General features: G+C 61.8%; 20 protein-coding genes and 1 tRNA gene. 9 read left to right on the top strand and 12 right to left on the bottom strand.

Going from position 1 to position 17721, the window contains the following annotated elements:
- The 7 genes from H9627_RS02535 to H9627_RS02505 all read right to left on the bottom strand — a co-directional run.
- The coding region (locus H9627_RS02535; RefSeq protein ID WP_191732432.1) for an AAA family ATPase at positions 1-983 on the bottom strand (983 nt) is incomplete at its 3' end.
- A 255-nt stretch (positions 984-1238) separates the two neighbouring features.
- Complete coding sequence (locus tag H9627_RS02530; RefSeq protein WP_191732431.1) at positions 1239-1622, bottom strand: hypothetical protein; 384 nt, start codon at positions 1620-1622, stop codon at positions 1239-1241.
- Between the two features lie 81 nt (positions 1623-1703).
- Positions 1704-1973, bottom strand: coding sequence for a hypothetical protein (locus H9627_RS02525; RefSeq protein WP_191732430.1), 270 nt, complete (start codon positions 1971-1973; stop codon positions 1704-1706).
- 9 nt (positions 1974-1982) lie between these two features.
- Positions 1983-2558: a hypothetical protein gene (locus H9627_RS02520; protein WP_191732429.1), complete on the bottom strand. Its 576-nt coding sequence runs from the start codon at positions 2556-2558 to the stop codon at positions 1983-1985.
- 5 nt (positions 2559-2563) lie between these two features.
- On the bottom strand, positions 2564-2824 hold the full coding sequence (locus tag H9627_RS02515; protein ID WP_191732428.1) for a hypothetical protein: 261 nt from the start codon (positions 2822-2824) through the stop codon (positions 2564-2566).
- On the bottom strand, positions 2821-3033 hold the full coding sequence (locus tag H9627_RS02510; RefSeq protein ID WP_191732427.1) for a hypothetical protein: 213 nt from the start codon (positions 3031-3033) through the stop codon (positions 2821-2823). The genes H9627_RS02515 and H9627_RS02510 overlap by 4 nt, the downstream gene beginning before the upstream one ends.
- Before the next feature lies 1 nt (position 3034).
- Positions 3035-3235: a helix-turn-helix transcriptional regulator gene (locus H9627_RS02505; protein WP_191732426.1), complete on the bottom strand. Its 201-nt coding sequence runs from the start codon at positions 3233-3235 to the stop codon at positions 3035-3037.
- Between the two features lie 106 nt (positions 3236-3341).
- Between H9627_RS02505 and H9627_RS14160 the strand changes: the two genes are divergently transcribed.
- Positions 3342-4031, top strand: a complete 690-nt coding sequence (locus H9627_RS14160) for a helix-turn-helix domain-containing protein (protein WP_225213361.1) — start codon at positions 3342-3344, stop codon at positions 4029-4031.
- Between the two features lie 67 nt (positions 4032-4098).
- Positions 4099-5166, top strand: coding sequence for a tyrosine-type recombinase/integrase (locus tag H9627_RS02495; RefSeq protein WP_191732425.1), 1068 nt, complete (start codon positions 4099-4101; stop codon positions 5164-5166).
- A 28-nt stretch (positions 5167-5194) separates the two neighbouring features.
- Here H9627_RS02495 and H9627_RS02490 read toward each other — a convergent pair.
- Positions 5195-5268: transfer RNA gene (locus H9627_RS02490), tRNA-Arg, on the bottom strand.
- Between the two features lie 218 nt (positions 5269-5486).
- On the opposite strand from H9627_RS02490, the gene H9627_RS02485 reads away from it, so the two are divergent.
- From H9627_RS02485 to H9627_RS02465, 5 genes are all read left to right on the top strand, one after another.
- Positions 5487-7706: a cytochrome c oxidase assembly protein gene (locus H9627_RS02485; protein WP_225213360.1), complete on the top strand. Its 2220-nt coding sequence runs from the start codon at positions 5487-5489 to the stop codon at positions 7704-7706.
- Positions 7707-7872: 166 nt separating this feature from the next.
- A complete protein-coding gene (locus H9627_RS02480; RefSeq protein WP_191732424.1) occupies positions 7873-8499 on the top strand; it encodes a single-stranded DNA-binding protein in 627 nt (208 codons plus the stop codon).
- Positions 8500-8655: 156 nt separating this feature from the next.
- A complete protein-coding gene (gene ettA / locus H9627_RS02475; RefSeq protein WP_191732423.1) occupies positions 8656-10326 on the top strand; it encodes an energy-dependent translational throttle protein EttA in 1671 nt (556 codons plus the stop codon).
- 199 nt (positions 10327-10525) lie between these two features.
- Entirely contained in the window at positions 10526-10987 is a 462-nt protein-coding gene (locus H9627_RS02470) for an acyl-CoA thioesterase (RefSeq protein ID WP_404826184.1), read from the top strand.
- On the top strand, positions 10987-11622 hold the full coding sequence (locus tag H9627_RS02465; RefSeq protein ID WP_191732421.1) for a hypothetical protein: 636 nt from the start codon (positions 10987-10989) through the stop codon (positions 11620-11622). The genes H9627_RS02470 and H9627_RS02465 overlap by 1 nt, the downstream gene beginning before the upstream one ends.
- Positions 11623-11626: 4 nt before the next feature.
- Here H9627_RS02465 and chrA read toward each other — a convergent pair whose 3' ends face one another.
- Entirely contained in the window at positions 11627-12760 is a 1134-nt protein-coding gene (chrA, locus tag H9627_RS02460) for a chromate efflux transporter (RefSeq protein WP_191732420.1), read from the bottom strand.
- A gap of 25 nt (positions 12761-12785) precedes the next feature.
- Positions 12786-13196 carry a globin gene (locus tag H9627_RS02455; protein ID WP_191732419.1) on the bottom strand — a complete coding sequence of 137 codons (411 nt, stop codon included), beginning with the start codon at positions 13194-13196 and terminating at the stop codon, positions 12786-12788.
- A gap of 66 nt (positions 13197-13262) precedes the next feature.
- Here H9627_RS02455 and H9627_RS02450 point away from each other — a divergent pair, with 66 nt between their 5' ends.
- Positions 13263-14069 carry an ABC transporter ATP-binding protein gene (locus H9627_RS02450; RefSeq protein WP_191732418.1) on the top strand — a complete coding sequence of 269 codons (807 nt, stop codon included), beginning with the start codon at positions 13263-13265 and terminating at the stop codon, positions 14067-14069.
- Positions 14070-14160: 91 nt separating this feature from the next.
- Positions 14161-15327 carry a cystathionine gamma-synthase gene (locus tag H9627_RS02445; RefSeq protein ID WP_191732417.1) on the top strand — a complete coding sequence of 389 codons (1167 nt, stop codon included), beginning with the start codon at positions 14161-14163 and terminating at the stop codon, positions 15325-15327.
- A gap of 82 nt (positions 15328-15409) precedes the next feature.
- Here the strand turns inward: H9627_RS02445 and H9627_RS02440 are convergent, their stop codons facing one another.
- Entirely contained in the window at positions 15410-16060 is a 651-nt protein-coding gene (locus H9627_RS02440) for a response regulator (protein ID WP_191732476.1), read from the bottom strand.
- A gap of 201 nt (positions 16061-16261) precedes the next feature.
- Positions 16262-17377, bottom strand: coding sequence for a sensor histidine kinase (locus H9627_RS02435; RefSeq protein ID WP_191732416.1), 1116 nt, complete (start codon positions 17375-17377; stop codon positions 16262-16264).
- Between the last annotated feature and the right edge of the window lie 344 nt (positions 17378-17721).

The raw sequence follows: 17721 nt of genomic DNA, 5'->3' as shown, positions 1-17721 counted from the left end.
GTGGTGACCTCATGGAAGAACACCCGGTTTAAGTCAGCACCAGCAGCAACCAGGCGCGGCTTGACTACCTGTTCAATAGAGTCTTCGGAGGCGAGGTAGACCACGTTCATTTTCTCTCCGTACTCGCCACGGGTACACCTGGCACACAGATCCGCGGCGATGGTGGATTTACCGATACCCTCACGTCCAGCCAGCAGGGAGAACATCGAGCGTGGCAACCACTGGTCAATCAACCACACCACCGCCTGCATGGTGTACTCAGTTGCCGGCTTGAACAGCACTCGTCGGCGGGCGATGGGTTCACCTACCGGAATAAGTTCCTCGATGGTCTTACCCGCTGCGATGTGATCTGAGAGATCCTTCCCAGCCGCGGCTTTCGCCATGGTGATTGATGCCGGCATATCGGCCAGGGACTGGAGGTGAGCCATAACCTTCTTGGCGCGCTTTTCTCCCGGCGCGTCATCGTCTTGGACCACGATGGCATCCCTGCCCTTGAGAGCGGACCAGTCGGCCTTCTCCGGGGAGTTAGAGGCACCACCGGCCTGTGAGACCGCGGCGACACCGCAGACGTTCTGGGCGGTGAGCTGATCGTTTTCGCCTTCCACGATGTAAACCGGGCCCGGCGCGACAAGGGAGGACAGTCCGAACAGGGCGGTTCCCTGTTTGTTGCCGTCTTGGCGGAACTTCTTGTCCACGGTGCGGAACACCACCCGGCCGTCGTCGTAGCGGTACTCAGACCCGCGTGGATGGTCAAACAGATCCCGGTGGGTGAGTCCTAGTTCGGCCAGGACGTCATCGACGTCGCCGTTGTGGCAGTAGACCAAGGTGCGGTCCTGGTTGTAAGTCGCCGATGTTCCCAGATCACGTGGTGAGTGTCCTGGTGTTTGGATACTGGCTTGTTTGCCCTGGGTGGTCTCCCTGACGGTCAGGCCGGCGCTCTCGGCGGCGTGGATGAAGCGTTGGTAGGAATTCTGGGTGTTCAACCCCATTCCCCTTTCGTGTGTGATCGTGAACGCCGGGGCACATGTCAACGCGCCCCGGCGTGTGGGTTAAAGCAGAATCAAGTTATCCAGGAGGTCCTGGGCGTCCTCGGTGAGGATGCGGTCAGCTTCTTCGAGGAGATCAGTGACCAACATGTGACCACCTCCTCATCGGGAGTTCTGCGAGGTGTTGCCACCCCAGGGCGAGGACCAGGGGCCCGATGAAGAACACCAGATGGATGATGAACTCACTCAGGGTCATGGTTTCTTTCCCAGGGTTTCCAAGACGGCATTGACCTTCTTGTCGATCTGTTCGTAGATCACCGTGGCCTGGGCGTCGAGGTCGGCGAGCTGTTCCTCGAAACCTTCTTCTTCGGTGATCCGGTCAGAGATCCTCCGGCGCAGCTCGGCGCGCTCTCTACGTTCCTCTTCTTCCCGGACTTTGCGGACCGCGGCGGACTGGGCAGCGACACACTCAGGGTTCAGTGCCACCAGCTGCGGACCATCAGCGAACATGGCCTGAGCGGCCTCGAAGGGGATGATGATGGTGATGTGGTCATCCTGTGGAATGGATTTCCTTGACCAGGTGCCGTACGTGTGGCGGGTGTTGTCGCCGTGCTTGGCGAGGTATGCTGTGGTCACTGAGTGCGCTGCAATGTGCTTAGTTCCCTCGTTGACTGTTGGCGCAGTCACGGGGGTTTTTCCGTCGTGGGTAGTCATGGCTTAGTTCTCCTCTTGAATGTCTGCGAGGTACTGGGCGGTAATTTCGATTTCGTAGTTCTGGGCCCAATGCTGAATATCAGCGGCTGTGAGATTACGAATGAGGGTGATGTGAATCTCCTCGGTTTCGGGATTCTTGACCTCAAGGGGGAGATCAAGAAAGTCGGACCAGTTCGGCGGCAACGCTCCGTGCTGGGATTGGTACCTCGCCATGTAGAGCCACGCCTCACGGCCCTGGGCGAGCTGGTCACCTGTATGAGTTGTGTTCATCATGTGGTGCTCCTATCGGAATGCGGGGTGGTTGTGGTGGCCGTCGGGGTACAGGCCGTAATGAACGTCATGCATCACCAGGCGGGTAGTTCCGTCATCCTGCGGTTCCCTCCCCGGTTCCTGCCGCACCTCACTGGTCGGGGCCCCGGTGCTGTAGGTGGTCTTGTTCCGCGCACCATGCAGGCCGGCTTCCATGCGAATCAGCTTGATCGCGGTCTGGATCATGGAGACAGCATCTTGGACATGATCGGGCAGGTCCGGGGTGTCAACCATCGACAGGGTGGAAACCCCGTGGATCTCCTCGTCGGCGGCTTCGAGCAGTCCGACGGCTTCCCGGTCCAGGAACGTCAGTGAGTCCTCGGCGGTGTGCGGGGGTTCCACCTCGTACCTGTTGAGGTCCAGGCCGGCGAGGTCTTCGAGGACTCCGGGAACAAGATCATCAGCCAGGGCCACGACTGCGAGGTCGTCATCTCCGGTGAACTCGAGAAGTGCTTCACCCATGGCTGAGACGAGATATTCCTCCAGGGTGATGCCGTCCTTCTCTTTCTCGAGGAGATCACGGGCGGCGGTAGGTGAATACTTGGACATGAGAATCAGTTCCTATCTGCGAGCTTTTCGAGCTGGCGGTCTGTGAGGATGGGGCGCTTGAGTGTGAGGGCGTAGTCATCGAGATCGAACATCGCGGCCAGGCGGGTGAAGTTCTGGGCCATGTCCGCGGCGATGAGATGAAAGTGCACATCCTCGCGGTCTGGGTACTGCCGGCGCAGATCTTTAGTGAGATGCGCGGTGAGTCGCTCCTCCGGGGTGGTGGAATGCGTGGCTGGTCGGACTTCGGTGAAGTCGAGGTTGGTCATGTCATCTTCTTCCGGTAGTAGTCCAGGTCATAGGTGCTGGCGATTTTCACCAGATCAGCGGCGAGATCCCGGGCCAACTTCCCGTAGAGCAGGGTGCGGTCCTTCGGGAGGTGGCGCCTGATCTCACAGGTGAGGTTGGCGCGGATGCGGTCCTCGGCGGTGGTAGAGAAGTCCGGGGACTGGGCGGAAAGATCAATCCCGTTAGACATCTCAGGCCACCGCCGGTTCATCATCGGTGCGGGTACGGATCTGGGATTCCTCGAAATCAAGAACATCTTGGACCCTGTACAGGACAGACTTTCCAATCTTCACGAAGCGGGGCCCATCCCCGCGGTAACGCATCTGGGCCAGGGCCTGGCGTGTCTTTCCCCAACGCTCTCCTAGCTGGTCAGGGGTGAGTAAGTCACTCATTTCTTCCTCTCTATCCACAGTGTTTCATTACTCGTAAACTGTGAATAACCCTAGATAACCATGGAGGTTGAATGTTGTCAAGCATTAATGTCTGTAAACTGTGGTCATGACAGAATCACTCATGACGTTGTCGCAGGTCATAGGTCAAAACGTCAGGAATATTCGAGCTGAGCACACACTTGAAGAACTGGCTTCACACGGGCGCGCTTTAGGGACCACTTGGTCAGCTGCAAGCATCAGCGCCATTGAACGCGGGGAGTTTAGAGCCACCATCGAAGCTGTCTCAATGCTGGCACTGTCCTTGGATCAGCTGAGAGGTGAAGGAACTCTCAAGGGCGAGGTGACCTCGCGAGATCTTTTCCAAACGGATAAACCCATTGCGCTCGGCAAAAAACTCGTTACGAGCACGGACCACCTTCTGCAATTCCTGGGTGGTGATACCTCCGGCACTGTCCTGGACACCTCGCACATGATGAAGAACATTCAGGAGGGAATGAGGGAGTGGGTCGAAGGGTACGAACGCTTAAACCTCCCGAACGACAGCATGGATCTCTACTTTCGGGTAGAGGAGTCAGGGCCTCAGACACCCGCTGAACACCGGTTGGCGAAAAAGGTTGGGATTGATGTCCAGGAACTCAGGACATGGGCCGTGCACCTATGGGGGAAATCCTTTGAAGACCACCGCGATGACATAGCTGGGCCGGACGCCACTCCCCAGAAAAAGGGCCGCGTCTCCCGTGAACTCCTCAATGAAATTGAAATTGCCATGAAGGATCGAAGCAGTGGCGACGATTGAGCCGTACGAAACTAAGGCCGGCAAGCGGTACATGGTTCGATACCGCACCCCAGACCGAAGAACCACCATGAAACGCGGCTTCACATCCAAGCGACAAGCCTCGGACTGGCTGGCTGAGAACACCGTCAAGGTCAATACCGGCGAATGGAGACCAGCGGCCGCGGGAAGAACCACCGTCAACGAGGCGGCGAAGACGTGGTTCGCGGCCAAGAAACCCACCGTGGCGGTGAAGACTGCTGCTGGTTATGAAGACTCCCTTCTCCACATCGAGAAGATAGGCACCCTGGGAAACACCCGCTTATCTGCCCTGACATCAGAGTCCATCGAGCAGTGGCTTAACGCGATGTCCCAGCACCAGACCAGGGCGGGGAAACCCCTGTCAGCCAAGACCATCAGAAACAGTTTCGCCGTTCTCAGCCAGGTTCTTAAGCGCGCCGTCCGGGACCGGCGTATCCCAGCCAACCCGTGCGACGGTGTGGATCTGCCCCGGGTGGAGAAACGCGACCAGCTCATCCTTACGGCGAGCGAGCTCGAGGCCGTGGCCACGGCGGCGGGGGAGTACCACGGGTGGCACATCAGGGCCCTGGGCATGGCTGGGTTGAGGTGGGGAGAGCTGGCAGGCCTCCAGGTCCAGGACGTCAATCTCGATTCCCGGCGGCTCCATATCCAGCATCAGATCACCGAAAGTAACGGGAAGTTGATTCATGGGCTACCGAAGTACGGGAAACGCAGGATTGTGCCCATCATCGAGCCCCTGGCGGACATCCTCGAGGAGCGCTGTCACGGGAAGGCGTCGACAGACCTGGTGTTCACCACCCCGGCCGGGGGAGTGCTGAGAAACCAGAATGCCCGGCGCGATTGGTTCGACCCCGCGGCCAAGCAGGCCGGCTTCCCGGACCTGACACCGCATGATCTCCGGCATACTTTCGCCTCGGTGGCCATCAGTGCCGGCGCGAACGTCAAGGCCCTGCAACAGGCACTTGGTCATCATTCGGCCGCGTTCACGTTGGACCAATACGGGCATCTCTTCCCCGATGATCTAGGCGGATTCACTCACGTCATGGGGCAGTCATTTTCCACCAAATGTGCTCAAAATGTGCTCACAAACAACGATCAGGGCACCCCTTCAATCTGAAAAGGTGCCCTGAACTAGTCAAACGTTGTGCCCCCAGCAGGATTCGAACCCGCGACCAACCGGGTAGAAGCCGGTTGCTCTAATCCACTGAGCTATGGAGGCATTGGGTAGTAGCCAGGACTGGAGAAAGACCCGGTCAGCGTATCCAAGAAATACACTATATAGGGTGCATTCGGCAGAAGGTTATTGACCCTCCTGTGTGAAACCCCACAAAACAGTCCGTGGTGGAACTCTAGCGCACACCCGGGTTCGGCTACCAGCCTGATCGGCCAACCTGTGGAACTAGGGATACCGGTGGGGGCGGGGTTACATTAGGGGGCATGGATGAGCAGGTCGCAGTCAGTGGCACTCCGGGGCGTCCCCAGGGTGCCTCTACCTCAAGTGCCCCTGGTGTTGGAAGTGAATTGAATCAACCCACCGTAAACCCAACCGCCGCTGATAAAGCGTCGACAAGCACCGCCCGCAACCGTCGGGTGCGGCCCACCTGGCCGCTCTACGTCCTCTTTTTTGTGGTGGCGGGCGTGGTCGGTGGCACGATCTCGTGGGGGTTCCTCTCGGATTCCCTGGCGGCCCTCGGTATTCCTGATCCGGGGTTTGTCACCACCGCTGGTCTGCCGTTCCTGCGTGCCGCGGGGTGGATGATCGCGGCGTTGTCGGTGGGTGGTTTCCTGGCGTCGACGTTCCTCATCAGCCCGCGCACCGTGGATGGGGTCAATGATCTGCGTAGGGCGGTGCTCAATGTGGATGGCACGCTGGCCGCCCGCACGGGTGCGGTCGCCGCGCTCTGTTTCGGGCTCGTGGGCATCCTCATGATCCCCCTGGTCATGTCCGATCTGTCGGGTCAACCCTTCTCGGTCGCGGTGCAGCCGGCGAACTGGCTGGTCGCCTTCGAGCAGGTGGCGGTGGCCAAGGCGTGGCTGTGGTGTTCGATCTTCGCCTTCATCACCGGTATCGCCGGGTTGCTCACCCACCGGTGGTTGGCCCAGCCGTTGTTGTTCATCGGGTCGATCGCCATGATCGTCCCGCAGGGCCTGGAGGGACACTCCGCGGCCGGCGGTAACCATGACTACGGCACCAACTCCCTGCTGTGGCACCTGCTGTTCATGGTGTTGTGGGTCGGTGGTCTGATGGCACTGATCGCGCACTGCAGGCGCCTGGGGCCGGACCTGGATCTGGCCATCAGGCGGTATTCCACCATCGCCACCTTCGCCCTGTTCGGTATCGCCGCGTCCGGTGTGGTCAACGCCGCGATCCGCATCGAATGGTCCGACTGGTTCACCACCCGTTATGGCCTCATCGTGGTGGCCAAGACCATCGGCGTGATTGTGCTGGCCGGTTTCGGTTTCCTCCACCGTGCCATGGTCCTCCCGAAGATCCGGAAGGATCCCACCAACTCCCGACTGTTCGCCAGCGTGGCCATCGTCGAGGTGCTGGTTATGGCCGCTGTCGTGGGCATCGCGATCTCCATGGGGCGCACCCCGCCACCGCCGCCACGTGATCCGAATATGTCCTACATGGCCATCGAGATGGGTTACGACCTCTATGAGGAACCCACCCTGACCTCGGTGTTCACCATGTGGCGTTTCGATATCATGCTCGGCACCATCGGCATCCTGCTCATCGCGTTCTACCTCCGTGGCCTCTGGGCGCTGCACCGCAAGGGCAAGACCTGGAACCACCTGCGCACCTTCTGGTGGATCCTGGGGTGTGTCACCCTGGTGGTCACCGTGTCCTCCGGTATCGGCATGAACATGCCGGCGACCTTCTCCATGCACATGGTCGCCCACATGCTGCTGTCGATGGTGGTGCCGGTGTTCCTCGTGCTCGGCGCCCCGCTGACCCTCATCCTCGAATCGGTGGACGCGGGCGAGCCGGGACGACCCACCATGCATGACTGGGTGAAGGCGATGGTGGACAACCCGCTGATGGACTTCATCATGCACCCGGCGGTCAACACCATCCAGTTCATCCTGATCTTCTACTTCCTCTACCTCACTCCGCTGTATGACCTCATGGTCTCCGAGCATGCGGGCCATCTGATCATGAACTTCGTGTTCGTCATCTCCGGCTATATCTACTACTGGGAGATGATCGGGCCAGACGTGACACCGGTGCAGCGCACCCACGTCTCCCGCCTGGCGTGGTTGACCTTCTCCATGCCCTTCCACCTCTTTTTCGGTGTGTACCTCATGCAGCTGCAGGAGATCCTCGCGGAGGATTTCTACACCCGCCTGGACCTGCCGTGGGAGGTCGATCTGGCCTATGACCAGCTGGTCGGTGGCGGTATCGCGTGGGCGTCGGGGTCCTTCCCGCTCATCGTGGTCTTCGGTTACCTCTTCCGCGGCTGGCTGCGTGAGGAGCGCGTCGTGGAGCAGAAATATGAGCAGCGCGCCGTGGAAACCGGGTTCGCCGATATGGAGGAGTACAACCAGATGCTCGCCCGCCTCAACCAGGGCCAGGACATGCACCAGGACTACTACGCTGCGGAATTCGAGACAGAAAACGAGCCCACCCGGGAACAGCGCAAACAACAAGAATAAAGGCGCTTGTCGACGCCTTGTCAAGCCCGCCCCACCCGCGCCGGCGTCAGCCTGTGGATAGGCCGAAACGATCCACAGGCTGACGCCTGTGGTGTTTTACGGGGTGCCTGATTGCTGCCAGACTGCGCGGTGAGAACACACACTGACAACGAAAGGCACGACAACCATGTACAACTCACCCGTCACCATCACCGGCCGCATCGTCGACGACCCCGCCTACCACCTCACCCCGGAGAAGAAGGATGGGGTCATGCGCATCCGTGTGGCCTCCTCACGCTCCTATCTCAAGGACGGTGAATGGAAGAACTCCGACATCCTCTACGTCAATGTCGAGGCCTGGGGCCGCCTCGGGGTCAACGCCCACCAGGCGCTGCTCAAGGGCACCGCCGTGATCATCCAGGGCATCCTGTACACGAATACGTGGGTGATCCAGGAGGGGAAGGACACCCCGGACGGCAAGGACGTCATCCGCCAGGACAACCGCCTGCGGGCCACCTCGATCGGCGTGGACATGAGCTTCTACAAGGTCGGTTACAAGGACGCCCGTCCGCAGCTGGCGAGCAATCTCAACGAGGTGGAGCTTGCCGACGGGACCGCTGCCCACTACCCATCCTTTGATATCCGCGGGAAGGCCGTCCAGGAGACCCCATCCTCCGAGACCGTCCCGGAGCAGGACAGTCAGGAACAGCAGGGAGACCAGCAACCCGACCAGCAGCCCGACCATGAACAGGACCGGGAGCGTGAGCTCGTCGGCGCCACAGCCGGTGCCGATCAGGAGGAGGCACCCTTCTAGACGGCACCCCCTGGCCGGCGACCCCGGGAAACCCCCACTGCGGGTTATCCGGGGCCCGGTTTCATGCCCGGTTTTATGCGAGATCACTTTCTGGGGCGCGCTCATGTAATCTGATGCGTTGAGTACTCAAACGCAATACGCATAAAAGGGGATACATTGGCCGAGTTCATCTACACGATGAGAAATGTGCGCAAGGTTATCGGTGAGAAGGTCATCCTTGACGATGTCACCATGGCTTTCTACCCGGGCGCCAAGATCGGTGTTGTCGGCCCGAACGGTGCCGGTAAGTCCTCGATCCTGAAGATCATGGCAGGCATGGACCAGCCGTCCAACGGTGATGCCTTCATTGATCCGGGTGCCACCGTAGGTATCCTGCTGCAGGAACCACCACTGAACGAAGAAAAGACCGTCCGCCAGAACGTGGAGGAGGGGCTCGGCGAGATCTTCGAGAAGAAGCAGCGCTTCGAGGCCATCGCCGAGGAGATGGCCACCAACTACACCGATGAGCTCATGGAAGAAATGGGTGTGCTCCAGGAGGCTCTCGACGCGGCTGACGCGTGGGAGATCGACTCCAAGATCGAGCAGGCCCTGGAAGCCCTGCGCTGCCCTCCGGGCGATGAGCCGGTCACCCACCTCTCCGGTGGTGAGCGTCGCCGTGTCGCACTGGCCAAGCTCCTGCTCTCCGAGCCGGATCTGCTGCTGCTCGATGAGCCCACCAACCACCTGGATGCCGAGTCCGTGCTGTGGCTGGAGAAGCACCTGGCTGACTACAAGGGTGCCGTCCTCGCGGTCACACACGACCGTTACTTCCTCGATCATGTCGCGCAGTGGATCTGTGAGGTCGACCGCGGCAAGCTGCACCCCTATGAGGGCAACTACTCCACCTACCTGGAGAAGAAGGCCGATCGTCTCGAGGTCGCCGGCAAGAAGGACCAGAAGCTGCAGAAGCGTCTGAAGGACGAACTCGCCTGGGTCCGTTCCGGTGCGAAGGCACGTCAGGCCAAGAACAAGGCCCGTCTGCAGCGCTACGAGGAGATGGTCACCGAAGCCGAGAAGTACAGGAAACTGGACTTCGAAGAGATCCAGATCCCGACCCCGCCACGCCTGGGCAACAAGGTCGTCGAGGTCGAGGACCTGTCCAAGGGCTTCGATGGTCGCACCCTCATCAAGGATCTGTCCTTCACACTGCCCCGCAACGGCATCGTCGGCGTCATCGGACCGAACGGTGTGGGTAAGACCACCCTGTTCAAGACCATCGTCGGTCTTGAGGAGCCGGATTCCGGCAAGGTCACCGTCGGTGACACCGTGAAGCTGTCGTACGTGGACCAGAACCGTGCCAACATCGACCCGGAGAAGACCGTCTGGGAGGTTGTCTCCGACGGCCTGGACTACATCATCGTCGGTCAGAACGAGATGCCGTCGCGCGCCTACCTGTCCGCCTTCGGTTTCAAGGGCGGGGATCAGCAGAAGAAGGCCAAGGTGCTCTCCGGTGGTGAGCGCAACCGCCTGAACCTGGCGCTGACCCTCAAACAGGGCGGCAACCTGATCCTGCTGGATGAGCCGACAAACGACCTCGACGTGGAAACCCTGAGCTCCCTGGAAAACGCCCTGGTCAACTTCCCGGGTTGTGCCGTGGTCATCTCGCACGACCGTTGGTTCCTGGACCGCACCTGTACCCACATTCTCGCGTGGGAGGGCAACATCGCCGAGGGCCAGTGGTACTGGTTCGAGGGTAACTTCGAGGACTACGAGAAGAACAAGGTCGAGCGCCTCGGTGCTGATGCCGCACGTCCTTCCCGTGTCACCCACCGCAAGCTGACCCGCTAGGGTCTGACCTCCGCGGTTCACACCACCCGCATCCACCTCCCCTCACCGGGGGAGTGGGGATGCGGGTGGTGGTGTTTCCGGGCCCGCCCGCCGGGCAGGCGACTATATGTCCGCGGTGAGTACCCGCTTGCCCACGCGGTCGGTAGAATGCTTCCAGACGCACGAACACCCCTATAAGAAAGAGGCCGAGGCTAAATCCATGGCAGCCAGCGAAGAGAAGAACCACAAGTCCCTCCACACCGCGGAGGTTGAGTTGCGTTGGTCTGACTTTGACCGTTTCGGGCATGTGAACAACGCCGCATTCATCGAGATCGCCCAGGAGGCGCGCCTGGCCTTCGCGGAGGATCAGTTCCGCGAGCGCGGATACGAGATCCCGGCGGTGTTTGTCCGCCACCTCGAGGTGGACTACCTGCGGGCGATCCTGCCGGACACCACCACCGCGGTCGTGGAGACCGTGGTCACCCACCTCGGCAACACCTCCTTCACCACCCGCCAGGAGGTCAAGGACCGCACCGGCCGTGTGTGCTGTGTGGTGGAGTGCGTGCAGGTCACGGTGAACATCCAGACCGCCGCGCCCCGCGCGATCAGCAAGACCGAGCGCAAGGTCCTCACCCGCGTCGCCAGCTCCGAGGTGCAGGAGAAGGAAGCACTCGAAGCCTAGTGGTTACACAGGAGACCTTCACCATCACCGCCGGCGCTGCGGGTCTGCAGGCGCTGCTCGCCCGTGCGGTCGGCATTGACTCCGGCGCGAGTGTGCGTTTCCGGCAGCTCGACCAGGACACCGTCGATGTCTTTGTCACCACCCCCTTCGATGTGACGGTGTCCAGGCGCGTGCAGGGTGTGGTCGGGCGTGACGGTGCGACCGTCGGTGCGCAGGACCTGCTGGGGGCGCTGACCGATAACCGCGCGGAGATCGGTCCGGCGCGCGACGCGAGCTGGCCGGGGTCGCTGCCCCCGGCCCACGGCTTCACGCTTGTCGACGACATCCCCGTCACCGTGGTCCGCCAGCTCGCCGACCAGGGCCAGGCCCTGGCCCGACAGTTCTCCGGACCGCTGGGCCCGCCGTCCTCACTGATGGATCAGAAGGTGATCTCGGTGGAGGGTAACGGGCAGACCGCGCAGATCCCGATGCGGACCATCTTCACATGCACCTCACTGGGCCTCATCCCGGGGTTCTCCGCACCGGATCATATTCCGCGTCACCTGCGGGTCTCGGTCAACGGCCGGTGGACCCGGGTGGATGCGCCCTTCGGCACCGTCTACCGGTCCACGGGTCTGGGCCTGAGCGTGTTCTAACCGCCTAGAGCAGTACCCACCCCGCCAGGGCCGCACCCACTGCGACGGCCCATGGTGGGGTCTTCCATTTCGCCAGGCCCAGCCAGCACACCGCGGCGATCGCCAGGGTGGGTACGCCGGTGATGCCGTGGGTGAACACCGGATCATAGAGGGCTGCAGCCAGCAGGCCGACCACACCGGCGTTGATGCCCCGCACCGCCGCCTGCAGGGTGGGCTGGGTGCGCCACTTCCCCCAGAAGTACAGGCCACCGAGCATGAGCAGCGCGCCGGGCAGGAAGATCAACACCGTCGCGATGACGGCACCCAGCACCCCACCGTGCACGGCACCGAGGTAGGTGCCAAAGGAGAACATCGGCCCGGGAACCGCCTGCGCGGCGGAGTAACCGGCGAGGAAATCCGTCTGGTTGATCCAGCCTGGCACCACCACCAGCTGCTCCAGCACGGGCAGCACCACGTGGCCACCGCCGAAGACGACGGAACCCGCCTGGAAGAAGGCGGGGTAGAAACCACCGACCACGACCGCGGCGACCAGGCCCACGGCCAACAGCACCAGCGAACCCACCCCGGCCCAGGCCGGGACCGGTCGGGTGCCGGTGGCCTGCTCCGCGGCGCCATTGGTATCTGACCGCAACAGCAGGGCACCCAGCACACCGGCGACCACGATGATGAGCAGGTGCGTGACGGTGGAGGGGACAGCCAGCACCGCGATGCCGGCGGCCACGGCGATGGTGGCGGTGATCGCGGTGGCGGCCATGGACCGGGCCATGCCGCTGACGGCGTGGAACACCACGGCGACGGCTGCCGCCAGGAGACCCTGGGTCCAGCCGGCGTCCGGCGCGTCGATAAGCATCGCGAACGCAGTCATGAGGACGGCTGCGGGCAGAGTGAAGGCGAACCATGCCGCCAGCAATCCACCGAAACCGGCGCGGTGATAACCCAGCGCCAAGCCGACCTGCGAGGACCCGGGGCCGGGCAGCAGCTGGCTGATGGCCACCACCTCGGAGTAGTCGGTGTCGCTGAGCCATTTGCGACGCACCACGAACTCCTCGCGGAAATAACCCAGGTGGGCGGTGGGCCCACCGAAGGCCGTCACACCGAGTAGCCCGAAACTACGTAGCACTTCCAGGATTCGAGTCATGATTCATGACTCTAAACCCGTTAGATCAATCCCGCTGATGGGGATCGGGATTGGAGTTGATGAGCATATCGGCCGCGCGCACCATGTGATCCCAGATGGCGGTGCGCTGGTCATCGGTGAGCATGCCCTCCTCCAGACTGTCGAGAGCCCTGGTCATCAGCTCCAACCAGCGTTCGGCGGCGGTGACCCCGATGGGGAAGTGGGCATGGCGCATGCGCAGGCGCGGATGCCCCCGCTGCTCGGCATAATCCTTCGGACCGCCCCAGTACTGGACCAGGAACATCCGCAGACGCGCCTCCGCACCCTCCCAGTCATCCTGCGGGTACATGGGCCCGAGGATGTCATCGGTGCGCACCTGCTCGTAGAAGCGGTGGACGATGAGCTTGAAGGTGCCTTCGCCGCCCACGCTGTCGTAGAAGTTCTCCGTGCTTGTCATGCCGTCAAGTCTAGGCCCGGAGCCCGCTGGCGGATCCCGCGGTGTCCGGATTGTAGGGTGGGTTCCATGCCAGTCGATGCTCAGCGAGAAAACTGCCTCGCCTTCACCAACGTGACCGTCCGCCGGGGTCCCACCCGCCTGGTGGAGGGCATCACCCTGGAGTTCCCACGGGGTTCCCACTGGGCGGTGCTGGGGCCCAACGGTGCCGGTAAGACCACCCTGGTGAAGATGGCCGGCACGCTGCTCTACCCCTCAGAGGGGACCGTCGATGTGCTCGGTCACCGGTTCGGGCGGGTGGATACCCGCATGCTGCGCCGCCACATCGGTTATGTGGATCCACGGCAGCGCCTGGATGACATCCCGGTCCATGAGGCCGTCCTGTCTGGTCTGACCGCCTCGAACGGTCTGTTGGAGCGGTGGGAACCCACCCGGGCCGAGCTGATCCGGCGTGATGAACTCCTGGCGCTGGTCGGCATGGAGGACCGCGCCGACCGTCGCTGGTCCGCGCTGAGCCAGGGGGAACGCGCCCGGACCCTGATCGCCCGCGCGCTCATCCCCTCACCCTCCCTACTGCTTCTCGACGAACCGTGCACCGGCCTCGACCTGCCCGGGAGGGAGGTTCTCCTGAGGGTCATCGACACCCTGCGCCGGGAGACGGAGGGCCTGAGCACCATCATGATCACCCACCATGTGGAGGAGATCGCGGCCACCACCACCGATGTGCTCATGATGCGTGATGGCCGGGTGCTGGCCGCCGGTCCGGTGGGGGAGATCCTCACCTCCACCAACCTCAGTGAGCTGTACGGCATGGAGGTTCACCTGGAGCAGATCCGGGGACGGTGGTTCGCGTTCGGGGCGGGGGAGGAGGCATGAATCTAATGCCCGTGGGTTTGCCCTGAAATGGACAGCTTGGTCTATTATTGCCCACAGCCCCGCAGTATATTTTTTTCAGGAGTTGATCCAGTTGTCCCACAAGCCCACCAACCAGGGTTTTTCCACCGCCTCGATTCACGCCGGATACGAGCCGGACGAATACTATGGTTCGATCAACGTCCCGATCTACGCCTCCACCACCTTCGCGCAGAACGGCCCCAATGAGCTGCGCCGTGGATATGAATACACCCGTGTGGGTAACCCCACCATCACCGTGCTGGAGCAGACCGTCGCCGCCCTCGAGGGTGCCGAGTACGGTCGTGCCTTCTCCTCCGGCATGGCGGCCACCGACATCCTGTTCCGCATCCTGCTCAAGCCAGGCGACCACATCATCCTGGGCAACGACGCCTACGGTGGCACCTTCCGGCTCATCGACACCGTCTTTGTCGCTTGGGGTGTGGAATACACCGTGGTGGACACCTCCAACGTCGATGAGGTCAAGGCCGCCATCCGCGATAACACCAAGCTGATCTGGGTGGAGACCCCCACCAACCCGGCACTGGCCATCACCGACATCGAGGCCGTAGCCAAGGCAGCTGAGGGCACCGACGCCAAGCTCGTGGTGGACAACACCTTCGCCTCCCCCTACCTGCAGCAGCCGCTGACGCTCGGTGCCTACGCCGTGCTGCACTCCACCACCAAGTACATCGGTGGACACTCCGATGTGGTCGGTGGCCTCGTGGTGACCAACGACCAGAAGCTGGATGAGGAACTGCTGTTCATGCAGGGTGGCATCGGTCCGATCCCAAGCGTGTTCGACGCCTACCTCACCGGCCGTGGCGTCAAGACCCTCGCTGTCCGCATGGACCGCCACTGCGATAACGCCGAGAAGATCGCCGAGTTCCTCGATGCCCGCCCCGAGGTGTCCACCGTGCTCTACCCGGGCCTGGAATCCCACCCGGGACACGAGGTGGCCAAGCGTCAGATGAAGCGCTTCGGCGGCATGATCTCCGTGCGCTTCGCCGGTGGTGAGGAGGCCGCGAAGAAGTTCTGCACCTCCACCAAGCTGATCTGCCTGGCGGAATCCCTCGGCGGTGTGGAATCCCTGCTGGAGCACCCCGCCACCATGACCCACCAGTCCGCTGCCGGTTCCCAGCTGGAGGTGCCCCGTGACCTGGTGCGCATCTCCATCGGCATCGAGGACATCGAGGACCTGCTTGCCGACGTCGAGCAGGCCCTGGATCAGCTGTCCCAGTAGTCCTCCGTTTGTTCCGGGAAGGGGCATGGGCGGGGCGCAACAACATTGCCCCCGCCCCCGGAACGCAGGTGGGCCGTCTGGTTCAGTTCCAGTTCTGACTCGTGCCCAGCGCTTTCACTGCCAGCGCCACGCGGGAGTCCACCTCAAATTTCCGGAGCATAGCCGACACCTGCTTTTTCACCGCAGCCTCGGAGTAGTGGAGTTTCCTGGCGATCTGCGCGTTGGTGAGTCCCTGACACAACAGGTCGAGGGTTTCCCGCTCACCCCTGCTCAACTCAACGCTGAATTCCCGGGGTCGGGGAGGTACTCCCCGCCGAATAGTCGCGTCCACCAACCGGGATGTGGATGCTGCGGAGAGCGCAGTGCCACCCTTGATCGCTTCACGGACAGCCCATATGACGGACTCCGGCGGGTCACTCTTGGCGATGTAGCCGGCGCTGCCCGCAGAGAGCACACCGAGCATGGCCCGATCCGTGTCGAAACCAGTCATCGCGATGAAAATCGGTGGGTTGTCCAGCTCCTTCACCGCTGACAACAACTCGATACCGCTCATGCCGGGCATGGAGAGATCAGACAGGATGACATTGCACGAGGTGTGCTCCATAAAGGCCAGTGCGTCCCGGCCGCTTGCCGCGGTGCCGACAACGGTGAGGTCCTCGGCCATGGTGAAGAACACCGGGAGGTTCCGGAGAATGATGGGGTCATCGTCGACGATGAGGATCCGGTGTGTCATCGGCACCAGGGGCGTTGTGGGTTCCGATCGCAGCTGAACCAGTCCCCGATGCTCTGGATGGCAGCTACGGGTTCGGTCACCACGGGAGTGGGTGCAGGGGGAGAGATAACCGTCAGGGACAGGAGGACGGGGATGAGCATGTTCATGTTTCCAGGGGGCCTTTCGCAAAAGGGGTCGAGGTAACGTCAGCGTGGTGGGGGATCACGTAGATGGAATGGAGATCACCACCGTCCACACCCGCCCGCTGTCACTGATGTGGAGATCACCACGTTCAGCGGCGAGATGACGCTGCATGGTTTCAATCCCAAGCCTGTTCGACCCGGTCCTCGACTCCTCATCAGTGTAGGAATTCTCGATGGTGATCTCTGTTCTCCGCGGTGAACAGTCCGCCACGATCCGGACCTGCTCATCTGGATCCCCATGCTTGGCGATATTCGCCAGTGCCTCGCCGAGAACCTTGTCCACTGAGGCACTGATGAGAGGAAGCTTTGTGGTGCTTCCCGATCTGATGTCACAGTTCACGTCGAAGCCCTGCCTCCGTAACGAGTCTGCACCGTGCATCAGGGAGGGAACGAGTGATGTTGTCCTGGCGTCCGCCACCGCGTCGACGGGGGAGCTGAGGTTGTCGATCAACATGCGTAACGACGCCAATGTGGTGCGCACTGCCAGCGCCGAGTCTGTCAGGTCAGCGACAAGGGCGGGATTTGTGTCGGCGGACCTGATCCCGGCGGCCTCAAGCTGAACAATGACCGAGCTCAGGCGTGTTGCGATGTCATCGTGGAGGGTATGGGACAGCTCTTCCCTCCTTTCCCGGATTCTTCTCTGTTCCGCCTCCCGGGCACGGGCTACAGCACCGAACCAGATGCCACCGCCGAGGGGAAGAAGGAACATCAGGAGGCTGATTAGGAAGGACTCGGCATCGACAACGAACCGGCCTTCAGACGGTTGATGGAAGCCGGACAGCATGGCTGTGCCCAGCGGTAGGAGTGCCCACCACCAGTGGCGTCGAAAAGCAAGGACCCCCACCACACAGGGCGCGATGAGGAACAGCAGACCCGGGCGGGCGTCGGCAGCGATCACGCAGAGATAGGCAATCGCCAGCATGACTGCGGTAGCCCGGGGGAAATGGACGGACAGCGGCAGTGAGCTCGCAATGACGAGGAACAGGATCAACTCGATGACCGACCACGTCGGATCCTCCGTGAACCATTGGAGAGCGAAAATGAGGAAGGCGAGGAGGGCGAAAGCCGCCGTGAGCGATGGCGTACCCGGAAACCGGGAAGTGGGAACGAGCCGGGACGTGCCCAGTTCTTGCATTATCGTGGTCCTCGCATCTGTTTTCACACTCCCGCTGCCGTCTGCCCTGATCAGAGTGCTGCCGTCGCGAGTGATCTGATCATCAGAAAGCGGACAACAACAAGGATAATTCCGATGATCAGCGCTATGTTACCGAGGACAGCACAGGCACCATGATGCGCGTTCAACTCGGCTCCTTCGGGTTGGTCACTCTCGCGTAGAGATACGGCATTTGAGTTTAATGCCCTGGTCCACGCCAGCAGCGGAATCGGATCGAGAAGTAGTCTTTCGGATACCGTAAGCGTAAAGGGCTGGACATATCCCCTCGAAGGGGTTAATCCTTGCGGTATAGCGCGGAACACCAG

Origin of the sequence: Corynebacterium gallinarum, assembly GCF_014837045.1 — a bacterium.
Lineage (GTDB): Bacteria > Actinomycetota > Actinomycetes > Mycobacteriales > Mycobacteriaceae > Corynebacterium > Corynebacterium gallinarum.
This window is presented reverse-complemented; position numbering and strand designations above follow the sequence as displayed.

Coding starts and splice junctions, on each gene's coding strand:
- H9627_RS02525 (WP_191732430.1), bottom strand. CDS start 1,973: ATGATGAACACAACTCATACAGGTGACCAGCTCGCCCAGGGCCGTGAG.
- H9627_RS14160 (WP_225213361.1), top strand. CDS start 3,342: ATGACAGAATCACTCATGACGTTGTCGCAGGTCATAGGTCAAAACGTC.
- H9627_RS02450 (WP_191732418.1), top strand. CDS start 13,263: ATGCCAGTCGATGCTCAGCGAGAAAACTGCCTCGCCTTCACCAACGTG.
- H9627_RS02440 (WP_191732476.1), bottom strand. CDS start 16,060: ATGACACACCGGATCCTCATCGTCGACGATGACCCCATCATTCTCCGG.
- H9627_RS02485 (WP_225213360.1), top strand. CDS start 5,487: ATGGATGAGCAGGTCGCAGTCAGTGGCACTCCGGGGCGTCCCCAGGGT.
- H9627_RS02495 (WP_191732425.1), top strand. CDS start 4,099: ATGAAACGCGGCTTCACATCCAAGCGACAAGCCTCGGACTGGCTGGCT.
- H9627_RS02480 (WP_191732424.1), top strand. CDS start 7,873: ATGTACAACTCACCCGTCACCATCACCGGCCGCATCGTCGACGACCCC.
- H9627_RS02505 (WP_191732426.1), bottom strand. CDS start 3,235: ATGAGTGACTTACTCACCCCTGACCAGCTAGGAGAGCGTTGGGGAAAG.
- H9627_RS02435 (WP_191732416.1), bottom strand. CDS start 17,377: ATGCAAGAACTGGGCACGTCCCGGCTCGTTCCCACTTCCCGGTTTCCG.
- H9627_RS02455 (WP_191732419.1), bottom strand. CDS start 13,196: ATGACAAGCACGGAGAACTTCTACGACAGCGTGGGCGGCGAAGGCACC.
- H9627_RS02520 (WP_191732429.1), bottom strand. CDS start 2,558: ATGTCCAAGTATTCACCTACCGCCGCCCGTGATCTCCTCGAGAAAGAG.
- H9627_RS02510 (WP_191732427.1), bottom strand. CDS start 3,033: ATGTCTAACGGGATTGATCTTTCCGCCCAGTCCCCGGACTTCTCTACC.
- H9627_RS02470 (WP_404826184.1), top strand. CDS start 10,526: ATGGCAGCCAGCGAAGAGAAGAACCACAAGTCCCTCCACACCGCGGAG.
- H9627_RS02515 (WP_191732428.1), bottom strand. CDS start 2,824: ATGACCAACCTCGACTTCACCGAAGTCCGACCAGCCACGCATTCCACC.
- chrA (WP_191732420.1), bottom strand. CDS start 12,760: ATGACTCGAATCCTGGAAGTGCTACGTAGTTTCGGGCTACTCGGTGTG.